This window comes from Sphingobacterium puteale (assembly GCF_050986225.1).
Lineage (GTDB): Bacteria > Bacteroidota > Bacteroidia > Sphingobacteriales > Sphingobacteriaceae > Sphingobacterium > Sphingobacterium puteale.
This window is the reverse complement of the sequence record NZ_CP158959.1, coordinates 6,351,743-6,369,858: the sequence shown is the minus strand read 5'-3', so window position 1 is coordinate 6,369,858 and position 18,116 is coordinate 6,351,743. Positions and strand designations below refer to the sequence as shown.

12 protein-coding genes are annotated in these 18,116 nt (G+C 41.9%); 11 read left to right on the top strand and 1 reads right to left on the bottom strand.

Going from position 1 to position 18,116, the window contains the following annotated elements:
- Window positions 1–80: 80 nt before the first annotated feature.
- The 3 genes from ABTV71_RS26395 to ABTV71_RS26385 all read left to right on the top strand — a co-directional run bounded on the left by ABTV71_RS26395 (window position 81) and on the right by ABTV71_RS26385 (window position 4,113).
- Window positions 81–2,678: a TonB-dependent receptor gene (locus tag ABTV71_RS26395; RefSeq protein WP_121120731.1), complete on the top strand. Its 2,598-nt coding sequence runs from the start codon at window positions 81–83 to the stop codon at window positions 2,676–2,678.
- Between the two features lie 180 nt (window positions 2,679–2,858).
- The gene (locus tag ABTV71_RS26390) at window positions 2,859–3,407 is read left to right on the top strand and encodes an RNA polymerase sigma factor (RefSeq protein WP_121121253.1); all 549 of its coding nucleotides are present in this window, start codon (window positions 2,859–2,861) and stop codon (window positions 3,405–3,407) included.
- Entirely contained in the window at window positions 3,397–4,113 is a 717-nt protein-coding gene (locus ABTV71_RS26385) for a hypothetical protein (RefSeq protein ID WP_433901626.1), read from the top strand. Before ABTV71_RS26390 ends, ABTV71_RS26385 begins: the two co-directional genes overlap by 11 nt.
- A 68-nt stretch (window positions 4,114–4,181) precedes the next feature.
- Here the strand turns inward: ABTV71_RS26385 and ABTV71_RS26380 are convergent, their stop codons facing one another.
- Window positions 4,182–5,420: an ROK family protein gene (locus tag ABTV71_RS26380; RefSeq protein ID WP_121120730.1), complete on the bottom strand. Its 1,239-nt coding sequence runs from the start codon at window positions 5,418–5,420 to the stop codon at window positions 4,182–4,184.
- Between the two features lie 236 nt (window positions 5,421–5,656).
- Between ABTV71_RS26380 and ABTV71_RS26375 the strand changes: the two genes are divergently transcribed.
- From ABTV71_RS26375 to ABTV71_RS26340, 8 genes are all read left to right on the top strand, one after another.
- Complete coding sequence (locus ABTV71_RS26375; protein ID WP_433901625.1) at window positions 5,657–6,832, top strand: AGE family epimerase/isomerase; 1,176 nt, start codon at window positions 5,657–5,659, stop codon at window positions 6,830–6,832.
- A 31-nt stretch (window positions 6,833–6,863) separates the two neighbouring features.
- A complete protein-coding gene (locus ABTV71_RS26370) occupies window positions 6,864–8,057 on the top strand; it encodes a sugar MFS transporter (RefSeq protein ID WP_121120728.1) in 1,194 nt (397 codons plus the stop codon).
- Between the two features lie 169 nt (window positions 8,058–8,226).
- Window positions 8,227–11,382: a SusC/RagA family TonB-linked outer membrane protein gene (locus ABTV71_RS26365; RefSeq protein ID WP_433901624.1), complete on the top strand. Its 3,156-nt coding sequence runs from the start codon at window positions 8,227–8,229 to the stop codon at window positions 11,380–11,382.
- Between the two features lie 21 nt (window positions 11,383–11,403).
- Window positions 11,404–13,347, top strand: a complete 1,944-nt coding sequence (locus ABTV71_RS26360) for a RagB/SusD family nutrient uptake outer membrane protein (RefSeq protein ID WP_433901623.1) — start codon at window positions 11,404–11,406, stop codon at window positions 13,345–13,347.
- A gap of 20 nt (window positions 13,348–13,367) precedes the next feature.
- A complete protein-coding gene (locus tag ABTV71_RS26355) occupies window positions 13,368–14,573 on the top strand; it encodes a DUF5000 domain-containing lipoprotein (protein WP_433901622.1) in 1,206 nt (401 codons plus the stop codon).
- 92 nt (window positions 14,574–14,665) lie between these two features.
- Window positions 14,666–15,841, top strand: coding sequence for a DUF4998 domain-containing protein (locus ABTV71_RS26350; protein ID WP_433901621.1), 1,176 nt, complete (start codon window positions 14,666–14,668; stop codon window positions 15,839–15,841).
- A 17-nt stretch (window positions 15,842–15,858) separates the two neighbouring features.
- The gene (locus ABTV71_RS26345) at window positions 15,859–16,977 is read left to right on the top strand and encodes a DUF4855 domain-containing protein (protein WP_433901620.1); all 1,119 of its coding nucleotides are present in this window, start codon (window positions 15,859–15,861) and stop codon (window positions 16,975–16,977) included.
- 55 nt (window positions 16,978–17,032) lie between these two features.
- Window positions 17,033–18,115, top strand: a complete 1,083-nt coding sequence (locus tag ABTV71_RS26340) for a DUF4855 domain-containing protein (protein WP_433901619.1) — start codon at window positions 17,033–17,035, stop codon at window positions 18,113–18,115.
- Window position 18,116 lies beyond the last annotated feature (1 nt).

The window sequence follows — 18,116 nt, the reverse complement described above, 5'->3', positions numbered from 1 at the left end:
TTAAACAAAGTTTTAACAATGAAACAAGTTCTATTGGCGTTGGCACTTGTTTATTTTTCACTATTAAACTGAATAAATTTATGAAAAAAAATGCTATTTTTCGAATTAGCGTCATTTTTAGCTTGCTTTTAGCGGCATCTTATCAGACTTACGCGCAAGTAGAAAATCCTAAACCCATTATAAATGCTTCATTAACAGGTACTGTGGTAGATGCGGTGACAAAAGAACCCCTACAGGGCGTAACTGTACAGCTTGAAGCAGTCACCCACCAGGTGAAGACCGATAGCAAAGGCGTATTTCAATTTGTCACTGGACAGAAACTACCTTTTTCACTGATTGTCTCCATTGTGGGCTATCAGACCCGGCGGATTGTTGTGGACCAGTCGCCTACCGTGATCGAACTGACCCCACGTTTGGAGGCCTTAGACCAAGTGGTCGTAACTGCCCGTAGACGCAAAGAGCAGTTGCAGGATGTACCTATTCCTGTTTCTATCATCCGTGGTGCGGCGCTGGAAGATGCCGGAGCTTTTAATGTCAATCGACTAAAAGAACTTGTTCCAACAGTACAGCTGTACTCTTCCAATGCGCGTAATACAACCCTGAACATTCGGGGCCTCGGTTCGACTTACGGCCTGACCAACGATGGGATAGATCCAGGTGTCGGATTCTATCTTGACGGTGTGTACATCGCACGGCCTGCGGCGACTTGGCTGGACTTTATTGATATTGACCAGATCGAAGTATTGCGCGGGCCACAGGGGACACTTTTTGGTAAAAATACCACTGCGGGGGCCTTTAACATTACTTCGCGGCTACCCCAATTTACACCTGAAGCTAATGTTGAAGTTAGCTATGGCAATCAGGGCTTTATTCAGGCAAAGACATCTATCTCCGGACCTCTGGCAAAAAATCTGGCTGCCCGGGCTTCTTTTTCGGGTACACAAAGGGATGGCAATCTTTTCAACGTCCACACCAATCGTAAGATCAATGATATCAATAACCTCGGATTCAGGGGGCAATTGTTGTTTACACCGACGGAAAATATCAAATTGGTGCTTTCGGGGGACGTTTCCTCCCAAAAGCCGGATGGGTATGGTTGGGCAGTTGCCGGTGTGGTCAACACTCAGCGGGCTGATTACCGGCAGTTTGATGCCATTATCAAAGATTTAGGCTATGAGCTGCCTTATAAAAGTGCATTTGAACGTAAGATCGACCTCGATACACAATCCAAAGCCGACAACAAACTGGGCGGTGTAGCGCTGAATGCTGATGTGAAGATTGGCGGAGGTACCTTGACATCTACTTCAGCCTGGCGAAAATGGACCTGGGTGCCACTCAATGACCGGGATTACTTAGGTCTTCCTGTTTATACTGTTTCCGCAGGTAATTCGGTGCATAACCAATGGTCGCAAGAATTTAGGTATTCTGGCAAAATCAGTGAGAAAGTGAGTGGTGTGGTCGGCTTATTCGGGCTGTGGCAGGACCTTGGTACTGATCCTGTGCATACAGAAGAGACGGGATCCGCATTCTGGCGCTTCCAGAAAAGCTCTACGAGCGCCCTATGGGAGACTCCAGGGTTATTTGACAATTTCGGCATTAAGACTGTATATGGAATCAAAAGTACAAGTTTAGCCGCTTATACACAGATTGACTGGGAGGTGACCTCCAAACTTCATATTTTACCCGGACTGCGCTATAACTACGACAAAAAGAAAGCAAACTACGATAGACAGACCTATGGTGGGCTACAGACATCCGATCCAGCGCTGTTGGCACTTAAAAATGGGGTCTATACCAACCAAACTTTTGATATAAACGCGGACGCGGATAATTTTTCAGGACAACTGTCTGCGAAATACCGTTTCAACCCCAAAATCAATGCTTATGCAACTTACTCCATCAGCTATAAGCCAATTGGAATCAATGTCGGTGGATTGCCAACAGCAAATGGTGCTGTGCTGCTAGATCTAGCTGAAGTAAAACCAGAAGCGGTTCGTCACAAAGAGTTGGGTGTGAAAACTAACCCAACACGCAACTCGATCCTTAACTTATCCGTTTACCAGACTGATATCAAAGATTATCAAACACAGGTACAAACGCCTGAACCAGGAGTGAATCGGGGCTACTTGGCCAATGCTGAGAAAGTACGTGTCAAAGGAGTGGAACTCGACGGTAACATTAACATTGGCCACTTTCTGCGGCTGAATGCCGCGCTGGCCTATACAGATGCGAAATACGTGAAATTTACAAATGCACCAGTTCCGCTGGAAGAAGTTGGTGGGCCACAGGCTTTCAAAGATATTTCGGGCGGAGTGCTTCCCGGAGTATCCAAATGGTCTTGGTCATTGGGAGGAGAAGTTAATCAAAGCGGCAAACTGATCGGTATCAATGGCTCGTACTTTTTGGGTGCTGATCTTTTCCATCGCTCCAAATTCTCTTCAAGCTCATCCCCGTCGCAATACCTGAACATTGATGCTTATACACTGCTGAATGCAAGACTAGGTTTTAGAGGGTCAAATGGTGTTTCGGTTTTTGTTTGGAGCAGAAATTTGACAAACAAAGATTACTATGAGCAACTACTGGCTGCGCCAGGTAGTTATGGTCAATATGCTGGAGTTGTAGCTGATCCGAGAACCTATGGCGTAACACTTCGCTACAATTGGAAACAGGGGAATTAAATCCGTAATTCATAAATATATTTTCATTGACCGTCTTTAATAATTTGGGGACGGTTTTTTTTGTGTCCAAAACAGGAGATAATGTCAATAGAAATTTTATTGGCGATAATTCTTGGGCCATGCTTGCTTTATTTATGGAAAACCGTATCTTAATTCATCATTAAGGTGAAAGATTTGCGCATGAACGAAAAAGAGCTATTACAACATTATAAAACAACAGGGGACCTGTCTGCGCTGGGGAAATTATATTCACCTTACATGTCCTTGCTTTATGGTGTATGCTTCAAGTACTTACAGGATCCTGATCGTAGCCAGGATGCGGTGATGCAGATTTTTGAAGAATTGATTCAAAAACTGCGTCATTATGAGGTCGATAATTTTAAAAGCTGGTTGCACGTATACAGCAAAAATTACTGTTTGATGCAATTGCGCAAAGACAAAAGAACGACACAGGTGGATATTGAGGATAATTTGTTTGAGAGCGAGCAGAAACTCAATATTGATGATGAATCAAAATGGGAAGAAAGGGATTTTGAAAAACTAGAAGGCTGCATGGAGACCTTAAATGAGGAACAGAAAGAATGTGTACGTTTGTTTTATCTGGAACAAAAGTGCTATAAAGATATTGCAGATTTAACAGGGTATGACCTGAATAAAGTCAAGAGTGCCATCCAGAATGGAAAACGCAATCTGAGAATCTGTATGGAAAGGAAAGAAAATGGAAAATAATTATCAGTTATCGCGAATTCATAATTACATCCATGGTCTGATGAGTAAGGAGGAAATGTTTCAGCTGGAAAAAGAAGCATTGGAAGATCCTTTTTTGCAGGATGCCATTGATGGGTACCGATTACAGAATGGAGTGGATGCAAGGCAATTGAGCTTGTTACAACAGCGACTCAATCGTCGGATCGAGAACACCATAGCGACCAGACACGCACAGTATTATACTTGGCAGCGTTTGGCCATAGGTGCGGCAGCTGGTGTTTTGTTTGTTGTCTTATTGGCGCTTCTATATTTTAAACATTTCAATGGTAAAGCCGAGCGGACAACAGATGTCACATTGAATGAACCAGAAAACCTAGTGGCTATCGAGCCACTGTTGGATGGTGGTGATGCGACTCCCGTCGATGGATGGAAAGCCTTTGAACAATATTTGAACAATCAGGTGAAGGATGCTGGAAATGGAGGGGAGATTATTATTAATTTCAGGATTGGTAAAGATGGATTGCCAGAGCAGATTCGCGCGGAAGGCGCTCCTGATCAGGCTCTTGTGGACGAGGCAGTACGGCTTCTTCAGTCGGGTGGCAAATGGCAGGGAACAAAAGGCCGCTTGAAAATCACTTTTCCGCTGAAAGAGATGAAGAATTCTATCCAGTCGAATATCATCAAGCCGCCACATTGTTTTGGGATAGAAAAGAAGGATAGCCTATAATAGGTTATCCTTCTTTTCTATTTCACCTATCTGTATATGGGCTTTATATGCTGATAGGCAGAAAATACTTAAGATAAATCCAGTAACCGATTTCGCATCAATAGACTCGAGCCGATTAAACCGGCGTCTTCCCCAAGTGTAGAAATCTTAAATGAAGTATCCGTATTGACCAGATTCAACGAAAACTTGTTAATGGAGGAAAGAATCGGGAGTAAGATAATAGACTCTGTCGTCGCTATTTTCCCTCCGAGAATAACCAGTTCCGGATTAAAGAGATTAAGCAGAATTGCTATGCCCTTTCCAATTTTTTCTCCTGCCTTTGAGAGCAATTCAATCGCTAAAATATCATCGTTTTTAGCAGCACTTATAATATGCTGTAATTTAATATCATCTATCGAATTGACTTTTTCAGTGATGGATGAGGAGATGCCTTTTAGCAAAGCTTCTTTCATCTGCAGTGTTAGGGCGACACCAGAAGCTTCAGTTTCCAGGCAGCCTTTTTTTCCACAATGGCAGATGATATCATTGTTTAAGAAAGGCATGTGGCCAAATTCTCCCGCAAAACCTGATTTTCCTGAATAGAGGGCGCCATTGATAATAATACCCATTCCGATACCATCATCCAAGTTGATAAAAAGGATATTCTTTTCGTTTTCAACCACACCTTTCGCGTATTCTCCGAAAGCCATTGCTCTGGTGTCGTTTTCTACATAACCCGGTACGCCAAAACGTTGGGTCAGTACCTCCCGAAGTGGGGTAGAATGAAAATTAAAATAACTATAACTATTTCCACTTACATGATCCACACGGCCGGTAAGGTTTAACCCGATACTGACGATCTTATGCCTGTCATTGGCGTGTTTTTCGATAAAGGTGTCAATATGATGACACAATGATTCGAAGCAAGCTGGTGTATTTTGTAAATAAAATGGGATATCCCGTTCAATATGAACGATCTCTTCAACGAAATTCAAGATCGCAATATTAATATTGTGCCGATTTACTTCAACAGATAGGAAATAAGCGCTATTAGGATTTAGACCATAGATATTCGGTTTTCTTCCGACACCATTGAGTATCTTTCCATGGTCGATAACCAAACCCTCCGTGATCAATTCGTTGATGGTCTCATTGATCTTTGGGATGCTTGTCTTGGTTGCTTGAGATAATTCCGCAATGGTGCCTTTATTTTGAATAATCAGAAACGATAATATATCCCTTTTTAGCAATGCTGTTTTATATAGAACAGCATTATTGGTAATTAAATCTGACTTTAGGGGAGAGAAAATATCAATAATCGATTTCATTCTGCACGTGTTATTTTTACAATTATAGTAATTAATCTATAGATATGCTATAATTAATAGTTGTGTTGCTGTAAATTGAGCTAATATGTTTTATATTTTTTTAACAAAAGTGTTTTTATTAAAATATTTTAATAAAAACACTTTTGTTAATTCTTTTTTTTATTAATTTGCTTTTCGCATAGGGAACTTGATTAGTCTCGGTCCTTATGATGGATATGGACGAATTATAAATTATTATGGAAAAATATATAGACATTTATAGAGAATACTTGTTGGAAAATGTGGTGCCGTTCTGGCTGCGGAATTCACGTGATACTGTACATGGTGGTTTTTTTACCTGTTTGTTGCGTGATGGGCAGGTATTTGATACCGACAAATTTGTTTGGCTTCAGGCTCGTGAAATATGGACTTTTGCGATGTTGTATAATGAAGTTTCGCCAAAAAATGAATGGCTAGAGATGGCGGTACAAGGCGGGGAGTTTTTGATAGAACATGGACGTAATCCTTTAGGACACTGGTATTTTTCCTTGCGACGTGATGGAAAGCCATTAACTGAGGCCTATAGTATTTTTTCGGATTGCTTTGCTGCTATGGCATTTGCGCAACTCCATAGAGCGACTGATATTGATGCTTATGCAGATATTGCTACCTCAACATTTGATCACATCTTACAGCGAAAAGATAATCCTAAAGGGCAGTTTTCCAAGGGAGTAGCTGGAAGCCGTGATTTAAAAGGGTTTGCGCTACCTATGATTTTATGTAATCTGGTGCTCGAAATAGAGCATCTATTGCCAAAGGAAGTCGTTGAGAAAGTTTTAGAGGAGGGTGTCGGCGAGGTGATGGACATATTTTACCAGAAAGATTTGAAACTCATACTGGAGAATGTTTCACCAGAAGGTGACTTTATAGATTGTTTTGAAGGGCGACTTGTCAATCCGGGGCATGGGCTGGAAGCGATGTGGTTTGTCATGGACATAGCCCGTAGATGGGAAGATAAAGCACTTATTGAAAAGTGTGTTGAGATCAGTTTGGATATATTGGAATATGGATGGGATACGGAACATGGTGGAATTTTCTATTTTCGTGATATCAAAAATTTTCCACCTCAGCAATTGGAATGGGATCAGAAGCTGTGGTGGGTGCATTTAGAAGCATTAGTGGCTGTTTTTAAAGGCTACGAACTGAGTGGGGAACCACGTTGTCTGGAATGGGTGGAGCGATTGCATCTTTACATTTGGGATCATTTTGTGGATAAAGAACATGGGGAGATGTTTGGTTATCTTCAACGGAATGGAGATCCCTTGTTATATGCAAAAGGAGGGAAGTGGAAAGGTTTTTTTCATGTGCCACGTGCACTTTTTCAATTGTGGAAAACAGCCGAACGGATCCAGATGAATAAAGAATATATATAAGAAATAGCCTACTGACCAATTTATACTATTTATGAATAACCAACGATTATACTTAGGGGCACTGATTTGTTTAGGCGTCCTTTATTTTATGATGGGATTTGTGACTGTATTGAATGATACATTGGTTCCCTATTTTAAACAGGGCTTTCATTTGAATTATGCGCAATCCTCATTGGTGCAATTTTACTTTTACCTAACTTATGGTTTAGTGTCCATTCCTGCGGGGAAAATGCTGATGCGTATTGGGTATAAAAAAGGAATGATCATTGGATTTCTTTTAGCTTCTGTTGGTGCAATACTTTTTTTTCCTTCGGCCTTGCTCCATGAATACCATTTGTTTTTGTGTGCATTATTTGTTGTGGCAATAGGGATTGTGCTGTTGCAGGTATCTGCAAACCCATATATTACAGCTTTGGGGGCGCCAGAAACGGCGGCGGCTAGATTGACACTAATTCAGGGGATTGGTTCGCTTGGTACGACATTGGCACCTTTGTTTGGGGCGCATTTTATCCTGTCTAAGATTGAGGGAGCTGTCGATTCTTCACAGGCTCTTGTTGTTCCCTATTTGATGATTGCTCTGGTGCTGCTGCTGATAGCGATTGTAATATGGAGGCTTAAGCTTCCAGATGCTCAAATTAATGAGAGGCAAGCCCGGCTTTCGTTAGGGGATACTTTACGGCTGTATCCCAAACTTAAATTCGGCGTATTGGCATTATTCCTTTATGTGGGTGCTGAAGTTGCGATTGGAACATTTCTAACAAATTATACAGCAGATAGATTGGGTGTGTCGGAGTCCAGTGCGAATTATTTTGTCTCGTATTATTGGGGCGGGATGTTAATTGGAAGGCTGGTAGGGGCATTTTATCTACGTTATATTCAAGTCTCTAAACTGCTGATGATATTATCAGCGCTCGGATGTATTGCTGTACTTTTTTCGATTGCTACAGCTGGATTATGGTCAGTTTTGCTTCTCCTGTGCTGCGGGTTCTGTAACTCTGTGATGTTTGCGTCGATTTTTAGTCTGTCAATTGAGGGAATGGGTGAAAACGCTGGACAGGCTTCCGGTATTTTGTCAACCGCTATTACTGGTGGAGCCATACTTACCTACCTCCAGGGGAGCCTCAAAGATAGCTTAGGCTGGGAGACGGCCTTTATAATACCTGCATTGTGCTATCTAGGTATTTTCATCTATGCCCGGTTTGCGCATAGATACCAGTCAAAGTAGATTTTATTGATAAATTATTTTATTACTTCCTTTTTTTATTTTAATAAAACCCTTTGTTTTCTTTTTAATTTTTAAAAAAAATTAAAAAATACTTGTTTGTTTAAAAAATATATCTTTTATTTGAGTAGTAAAAACCAATTATGCCTTTTCTAGGCAAACCGTTATGTATATGAACAAACCTGAATTAAATCAAACTAAAAGAGTTCTTTTTCAAGACTTTGTGAAAACTGTTTGGGTATTGCTGTTCGTGATGTGGATAAGTGCTGTATGGGGACAAAGCAATCTCATCACGATCAAAGGGACGGTCAAAGACGGATCAACAGCGCTGGCCGGGGTCAGTGTGAAGGTCAAGGAGAAAAGCACTGTCGCTACGCAGACAGATGCTAATGGGCGTTACAGTATTTCAGCGCCAGCTAACGGCCATTTAGTTTTTACCATTGTCGGATATGATAGTAAGGAGGTTGCGATCAATGGTGATGCGGAAATTAATGTAGCGCTCGAGATGAGTAGTGGGCAACTGGATGAGGTAGCTGTTGTTGCATTTGGTAAACAACGTAAATCAACTATGGTAGGTGCTGTTACGACAATAAATCCCAAAGAATTGAAAGGCCCGACGAGTAATCTTACAACGATGCTTGCTGGTCGCGTGGCTGGTATGATCGCCTATCAGCGAAGTGGTGAGCCGGGTAGGGATAATGCTGATTTTTATATACGGGGTGTTGGTACCTATGGTACAGGTAAAAAGGATCCGTTGATCCTAATCAATGGTATTGAGTCTAGTCCCTACGAATTTGCACGTATTCAACCCGACGATATTGCTTCTTTTTCGATTCTGAAGGACGCTTCTGCGGCGGCTTTGTTTGGGGCGCGAGGTGCTAATGGTGTGGTGTTGGTGACAACCAAGCAAGGTCATGATGGAAAGACCAAGTTTAACGTGCGTTACGAATCTTCTTTGTCTTCCAATTCCCGCAATTTCAAGTTCGCGGATAATATTACCTATATGGAAATGGCCAATGAGGCTAAGCTGACCAGAAAGCCACAGGATGTTCCGGCCTATTCTGCAGAGAAAATCGAGCGAACAAGGTTAGGGATGGATCCTTTTCTGTATCCGAGTAATGATTGGATGGGTTTAATGGTGAAAGATAATACATTGAACAGCCGTTTGAACTTTAATATTGGCGGTGGAGGAGCCAAAGCCGATTACTATGTGTCGGGTACAGCTAATGTCGATAATGGGATATTCAATACGTTGGAACTGAATGGATTTAATACGAATGTGAAAGCACGAACTTTCGGGCTGTTATCAGATTTTAGCTTGAGATTTACCCCCTCTACCCGCGCAAAGTTCCGTCTGAGCGGTAACTTTAGTGATTATAACGGGCCTGTTTCCGGGGGAGGTGAGGTATTCAAAGCTATTCTAAAATCGAATCCTGTGATGTTCCCGGCGATATTTGATGCGAGCTATGATCCGTTGAAAAAACATCCACTATTTGGAAATGCAAAAACACCTAGTAATGGGCTATACTTTAATCCGTATGCATCTATGCTATCTGGTTATGAAACGAATAGTTCAGCCTATATGTTGGCTCAAATCGAGTTGAATCAAGACTTTAATTTTCTTTTGCCGGGGCTGACAGCGCGTATCATGGGTTACACCAAACGTAGGTCGTATTTTGCCAAAGCTAGACAAAACAGTCCTTTTTATTATTCGGCTATTATTGATCCCAATGAAGGCTTCCGTGGTCTTCGCTTATTAAACGAAGGTGAGGGAAGGGAGTATCTTGATTATAAGGAATGGGGAAAAGATATCAATAGTTACAACTGGTTGGAGGCAGCGGTCAATTACAACAAGGTTGTAAATGAGAAGCACGATTTTGGTGCCATGTTGGTTGGCTATATGAGTGATTATGTCACTGGAAACGCTGGTAGCCTAATGGCGTCGCTGCCTAAGCGAAATATTAGCTTGTCCGGGCGGTTTACCTATGGTTATGACAGCCGTTATTTAATGGAGTTTAATTTTGGTTATAATGGTTCGGAGCGTTTCCATGAGAAAAACCGCTTTGGATTTTTCCCTTCCATAGGGGTGGCGTGGAACTTGAGTGAGGAACCGTTTTTAAAAGATTTTAAAGGATCTGGAGGTAGAATTAAGCTGCGTGGGTCTTATGGTCTTGTGGGAAACGATCAGATCGGATATGATACAGATCGCTTTTATTATATGTCGGATGTCAATATGAACAACGGTGACAGGGGATATACATTTGGGCAAAACTTTAGTGAAAGCAAATCGGGGATCAGTGTCAACCGGTATGCCAGCTATGATATCAGCTGGGAAAAGGCTTATAAAACCAATTTGGGGCTAGAGCTAGGGCTGTTTAAAAGTTTTAGTCTAGAGTTGGATCTATTTAAGGAACATCGTACCAATATCCTGCAGACCAGGGCACATATTCCGCTTACAATGGGCTTGTCTTCTAACCCACAGGCAAATCTTGCTGAGGTAAGGAGTCGGGGGCTTGATGCGACATTGGATTACACCAGATCTTTTATGAACAATAGTTTCCTAACCGTGAAGGGAACCTTTACCTATGCGACCAATAAAATTACCCAATTTGAAGAAACAGACTATCCTGCAGGTGTGCACCGCTCAATCATAGGTAATTCGACTTCCCAAACATTTGGATATGTCGCAGATCGCTATTTCGTAGATGATCTCGAGGTAGCTAATTCACCAAAGCAGTTTTGGTATACGAATTACCGGGCAGGAGATTTAAAGTATCACGATATCAATGGGGATGGCCGGATTTCGGATATGGATATGGTGCCTTTGGGCTATCCTACTGTACCGGAGATTATTTATGGATTGAGTTTTACCTATGGGTATAAGGGTTTTGACATCAGTGCTTTAGCGCAAGGGTCTGCTCGGTCTTCTTTCTTTATTAATGCAGGGGCTATTGCACCGTTTCTCGGGTCTTCGACACAGAATGGCTTATTGCAGTCCATCGTGGATAGTCACTGGTCGGAGAGTAATCCAGATCTGTATGCATTCTATCCTCGATTGTCGCTTGATGGGATTGACAACAACTATCAGACTTCCAGTTGGTGGATGAGAGATGGGGCTTTTGTTCGTTTGAAAACCTTAGAATTGGGATACAATTTGCCTTCAAAACTATTGGACCGCTATCGGGTGTCTAATCTACGTGTGTATGCCAATGGGATGAATCTTTGGGCTTGGAGTAAGTTTAAACTTTGGGATGTGGAAATGGGAGGAAATGGCTTAGGCTATCCGGTGCAGCGTGTGTTCAATTTTGGAGTCCAAATAGGTTTTTAAACTAAATTAATCGAAATAGAGATGAAAAAAAATATTTTTAAAACAAGGAGATATTTGGGTTTTAGAAAACAGATCGCTCTCTGGGCGGTTGGTTTGTCTATGCCCCTGTTTTTGAATAGTTGCTTTAAAGATTATTTGGATATTATGCCCGATAACGTCGCGACTATTGAGCATGCCTTTGCCAATAAATATGAGGGCGAGCGCTATTTGTACACCTGCTATTCCTGGTTGCCTCCTATGGATGGTCAGAGTATTTATTTTTTTGGCGCAGACGATGTGTGGACCTGGAGTTTCAATCATGAAGGTTACCAGTGGCCCTGGCAGATTGCATTGGGAATGCAAAATGTTGATAATCCTAACGTGAATGCTTGGAATGGGGACCGTTCGGGGTTTGATTTTTTTAAAGCGATCCGGGATTGCAATGTTTTTATCGAAAATACCTCCAACCCGACGATCATGTTGGATCTGGACCCACAAATGCGTAAACGCTGGGTAGCCGAGGCGAAGTTCTTGAAAGCCTATTATCATTTTTTTCTGTTTAAAATGTATGGACCGATTCCGATTGTTGATACGAATTTCCCGATGGATGTGGATCTGGAAACCGTAAAAGTAAAACGTGAGCCTGTGGATAAAGTCATCGGCTATATTACAGCATTGATTGATGAAGCTGCTCCTGATCTACCGGTTTCTATTGACAAGATGGCCACCGAAGCAGGACGCGTGACTAGGGTAGCAGCATTGATGCTGAAAGCAAGAGCATTAACTACAGCAGCCAGCCCGCTCTTTAACGGTAATCCAGATTATACCGGATTTAAAGATAAGGATGGACAGTTATTATTTCCGACTGCCTATGATGCAAACAAATGGAAATTGGCAGCTGATGCCTGTTCAGAGGCGATTGATATCGCTGCGGGCGTAAAGCTACATAAATTCAATCCCGGTCTATTTGAGATGAGTGCGGAGACATTAAAGCAGATGCATATACGATCGGCGATTACCGAAAAGTGGAACAGCGAGTTGATCTGGGGTAGGTCTGGAAAGGTCAATAGCCGCGGCATTCAAGAAAAGGCAGCCATCGATGAGATGGATCCGCAATTTGGCAAACAGACCTATGCGGGGTCATATTTTTCTGTGACCCTAAATATGGTTGAACGTTTTTATACCGAGAATGGAGTGCCTATTGACGAAGACAAGACCTGGGATTATGCAGGGCGTTTTGAACTAAAAACTCCAATAGAAAAAGATAGGTACCGGCTGGAAGTCGGTTATAAGACAGCAGCCATTAATTTTGATAGAGAACCGCGATTTTATGGCAGTTTAGGCTTCGATGGTGGTCTGTGGTTGCAATCATCAAATAAAAGCGATAAAACACCGTGGAAGATCCACGGGAAGCTGGGCCAACCTCAGGCCAAGCAAAGAGATATGTATTACAATGAGACTGGTTATTGGATTAAAAAATTTGTAGGCTGGATATTTACGCCCACGAGTCAGTCGTTTACCACGGAGAATTACCCTTGGCCAGAGATGCGTCTAGCTGATCTTTATCTGCTCTATGCGGAATGTCTAAACGAAATCGGTAATGGAAATGATGCTATTTATTACTTAGATATCATTCGCGACCGCTCAGGATTGAAAGGAGTGAAGGAATCTTGGACCAATTACTCAACCCGTCCGAATAAGTTCGCGTCTAAAGATGGCTTACGTGAAATTATCCATCAAGAAAGAGAGATTGAATTGGCATTTGAAGGTTCCCGCCTCTGGGACCTGCGCCGCTGGAAAAAAGCAGAATTGTTCCAGAATCGTCCTGTCAAAGGCTGGAGTATCATGCAGAAGACGGATTTAGAGTATTATCAGGCCCGTACCTTGCACCTCCAGCAGTTTATCGCACCAAGAGATTATCTATGGCCTATTCAGACCAGTGAGCTGCTGAAAAATAAGAATCTCGTACAAAATCCCGGTTGGTAATCACATAAAAGTAGAAAAACATGAAAAAGATATTAATATTATTTTGCTTCATTGGAATGCTCTCCTATGGATGTCAAGAAGAGTTTAATACACCAGTGCAGAAAGAGGGGGAGGTAAATGGTCAGGTGACGGATATCAAGATTACAGGGACACCGGGAGGAGCTGTTTTGACCTATAACCTACCAAAAGATTATAATCTGCAGTATGTCATGGCTGAGGTTCCAACGGGAGATAGTCGGGGGGTAGCGTATTTTAAGGGCTCTGCCTACAATAATAAGATTGAGATAGAAGGCTTATCGGATGATAGTGAGCGTGTGGTTAAGATTTATGCGGTTAGCAAGGCCGAAATTAAATCGGCGCCAGTAGAGGTTAAGGTAAAACCTTTATCGCCGCCATTTCAAGAGGTATTTAAAAGTCTGCAGTTTATGGCTGACTTCGGTGGTGTAAATATGAAATTCGACAATCCGACTGGGGCTGACTTGGGATTCCTATTGGAAGTTGAGCAAGGTGGGGAATGGAAGCTCTATCAAGGCGGATATTATACACAAATGAAAAATGGAAATCATACATTCAGGGGGATGGAAGCCGAGCCGATGAAGTTTGCGTTATCTGTTCGTAATCGTTGGGGACATACCTCAGAAAAAAAATATTTCACATTGACTCCACTTTTTGAGAAGATGCTAGACAAAGGGTTATTTAAAGACCTCACGTTGCCAGGCGACTCACCCATCTACACAACGGAGTGGAATATCGCCAAACGCTTTGCATGGGACGGTACCTGGTCTTCTGATTTTTCCTACCCAAATAATTATGGAAATTGGTTAAATGTAAGTACAAATGCTGTTAATGATGGTCAACCAACACATATCACCATTGACCTTGGGGTTAAGGCAAAATTGAGCCGTTTTCGGGTGAATCATTACTATCGTTTTATTGATAAAAGTATGCGTAGGTATGAAATATGGGGACGGACAGATGCGCCTACAGATGGTAGCTGGGACGGCTGGGTGAAAATGACCAGTTATGAGCAGAAGAAACCCTCGGGCTTACCCGGCGAGTCCTACACCGCAGAGGACGCCGAAGTTTGGCTCGCAGGAGACAATGGCGATTTTTCTGCCGATTTACCCCCTGTGCGATATATCCGGGTGAAATGTTTCGAAAATTGGTCGGGTACAGCAAACCTGAATTTCGCGGAAATTACTTTTTGGGGCGATGACAAGTTTTAAATCTGATAGCTTCATCACAACCGAAAAAACAAACCGAGTGAACCGAACTCATTTATACCGATGAGATCGACACTTATAAATAATTTATACGGATGAAAAATTTAATGTTAATATGTGGCTTAGCATTATTATGCTTGGCCTGTAGTAAGATGGATGAATATAAAGACCTTGTCGGCGGTAAGGAACTTATTTATGCTGCCAAAGGGGATACCATCAAAGTATTGCCAGGAGCTGACCGCTTAAAGTTGACTTGGATGATAATTACTGATCCAAATATCACGAAGACGGTAATCTATATGAATAGCCGTAAAGATTCTGTCATTATTCCTGTCAATCGAACGGCCGGCTTACAGAAGCTCGAATATCTTTTTGATCCACTACCCGAGGGAAATTATAATTTTGAGTTGATCAACTATAATAGCTTAGGTAGTCCCTCTGTACCACAGTATATAACCGGACGTAGCTATGGCGAAAAATATAGAGCTACCCTATTGAACCGGGTTTTGCTCAATCAGGAAATTCAGACAAATGAATCTGTTCAACTGAAATGGGGGAAGTCGGATGTGCAAAGCTGTGGGGTAGATCTGGAATACACCAATTTAGAGAATAAGTTGGTCAAGGTTAGAATTGCTGCGGACGCGGGAGAATATAATCTTCCCCAATATAAGAAGGGAAGTTCTTACCGCTATCAGACTTTGTTTCTTCCTGACTCTCTATGCATTGATACGTTTCGTACAGACTGGATAGAACGGAAACCTCTTTTTGAGAAACCAATGGATAAAACTTTGTTCAAAGCGATGTCATTACCAGGGGACGCACCGATGGTACCAGGGGACAATTATCGGATCGAGAATGCTTGGGATGGGGTGTGGGCTACACAATGGGATGATTATGGAAATTGGAGAAGCTTGTCTTCTGATCTGAGAAGTAAGACCGAGCCGGCCCGTGTTACGTTTGATATGGGAGAAGCGGTGCAGCTGAGTCGATATCGGATCAACCATTATTGGCAATTGGAAAATCGGATGATGAAACGTTATGAAATCTATGGCCGGGCGGACAAGCCAACAGATGGTGATATGGCCGGATGGACCAAATTATATGGGTTTACCCGTACAGACGAAAGCCAAGCTGCGTGGCTGGCAGGAGATAATGGAAACTTTGATACGAACATTCCGAATATGCGTTATATCCGAATCGTTTGCTATTCAAATTATATGGGCGAGACAGATATGGGATTCGCTGAAATTACATTTTGGAGATATTATTAATAATAAAAGTTATGAATATGATCGGGAATTTAAAGGTTTTGGCTGTCATTGGTATATTGACGTTTGGTAGTATAAGTTGTAGTAAGGATAGCACTACTGAACCGAAAGAAGATCCAAAACCAGTAATAAAAGAGGTAAATCTGCCGTCAGCAACCCGCTCTTCGGATGTTGCTTTGATTTACCATGGAGGGAGCGGACGTATTCCTTATAATCCGGAGCAGATGAAACATTACGTTTTTAGAGATAATGCCGGGAAGCCGGAGTTTCTTTACGATAGTTTCCTGTTTCTGGAGATCTATACAACGCTCAATGGACAATTGTTTGATTTTGGTGTAGAAGGCGAGGGACGAAAGGTGCCAGGTAAGTCGGAGTGGACATGGCTGCTAAATGAAACCTTTGCAAATAACAGGGGGCCGGATGCTATTGAATACACGATAGACAGTCTAGTACAAAAAGGGTATGCTCCTCCTACCAAACGGAAGGTAATCTTCGCTATCCCTAATCCGATTTATGGAAATAAATCTTGGGGAATGGTAGACAATAAAGCATTGGACCTTTCTAAGGTAGACGATCGTGTAAAGGCGGCTCAGTGGTATGTTGATCAGGTAGAGGAAAGATGGAAGAAGAAAAACTACAGATATATCGAACTTGTGGGGTATTATTGGTTGCATGAGACCATAGATACTTATAATCAAGATAACCTTTTGGTAGATCGCGTGGGAAATCTGGTCAAAGAAATGAACAGGGATTTTATCTGGGTTCCATATTATGGAGCGCAACGTGCCCATGAATGGAAGGAACAGGGTTTTACAAGGGCTTATCAGCAGCCAAATTATTTTTTTGATCCAAAATCACCAATGACAATTTTAACGGGGGCTATAGATTTTGCTTTACGTTATAATATGGATCTAGAGTTTGAATATGATGGTCGCATTGCTCAAGAGGTATATGCTTCCCGGTTTTATGATTATATCGATAAATTTCAAGAGAAAGGAGTATGGGACAAAAAGCAAGTCGCTTATTATGATGGTGGTGGTGGCTGGTATGAAATGTCTGCAAGTAAAAAAACGGAAACGAAGAAAATGGCTAAAACTTTAGGAGATATTATAGTGGAGCGGCAAAAAAGATTGAAATAGATCCTATCCCAAGTTTGATTCCTTTAAACCAATAATAAAATAAAACTAAATTTTAATGAAACTTACCACTTATCTAATATGCTGGGCTGTTATGCTTTTTGTAAATACAGGGATGGCACAGCATAAGCCGATCAAAAAGAAGATTTCCACAGCCGAAAATGTCTCAGACTTAGCACTGATCTATCATGGAGGAAACCATCGCCTTCGGTATACTACAGCACAGATGAAACCCTATGTGTTTCGGGAAGTAGAAGGAAAGCCAGAGTACTTGTTTGACAGTTTCCTTTTTTTGGAAATAGTGACTAAGGCAAATGGAAAAGAGTATGATTTTGGAGTAGAGCTTCCCTATCGTTCGGTGCCGAATCAGACAGAATGGGATGCGCTATTAAAGGAAACCTTTGCGATCGGCAGAGGGCCTGATGCTGTAGAACACACAATCGATAGCCTGGTGAGATTGGGCTACCCACCGCCGACAAAACGTAAAGTTTTCTTTGCGCTGCCTAACCCTATATACGGCAATAAAAACTGGGGTAGTATTAATGGTAAGAAGTTGGATCTGGGACTGCTGAAAGATCGTTTTGCTGCTGCAAAGTGGTATGTGGATCAGATAGAGCATATCTGGAAAAAGAAGAAATACAAATACATGGAATTATGCGGTTTTTATTGGTTGCATGAGACCATTGACCACAAGAACCAAGACGATCAGTTGATCAGTCAGGTGAGCACTTTCCTGAAAAAGAAAAAGCATGATCTGATATGGATTCCTTACAACTGGGCCGAAGGTGCCGAAGATTGGCAGAAAATCGGTTTTACCAAAGCCTATCAACAGCCAAACTATTACTTTGACCTAAAGTCAGGTCTGTGGATCCTGCAAAGAGGAATTGAATTTGCAAAGGAGCATGGATTGCAGCTGGAATTTGAATTTGATGAAAAAGTAGCTGAAGAAGGTTATAGAAAGCACTTTTATGATTATGTCGAACAATTTCAGAATGGCGGCGTGTGGGATACGAAGGAAGTGGCCTATTACGAGGGAGGGGGAGCTTGGTATCGCTTGTCCATCAGTTCGGATCCGGAACTCAAGAAGATGTTTAAGTTATTGGGAGATATTATCGTCAAACGTCAATCTCGGTTGAAATAAA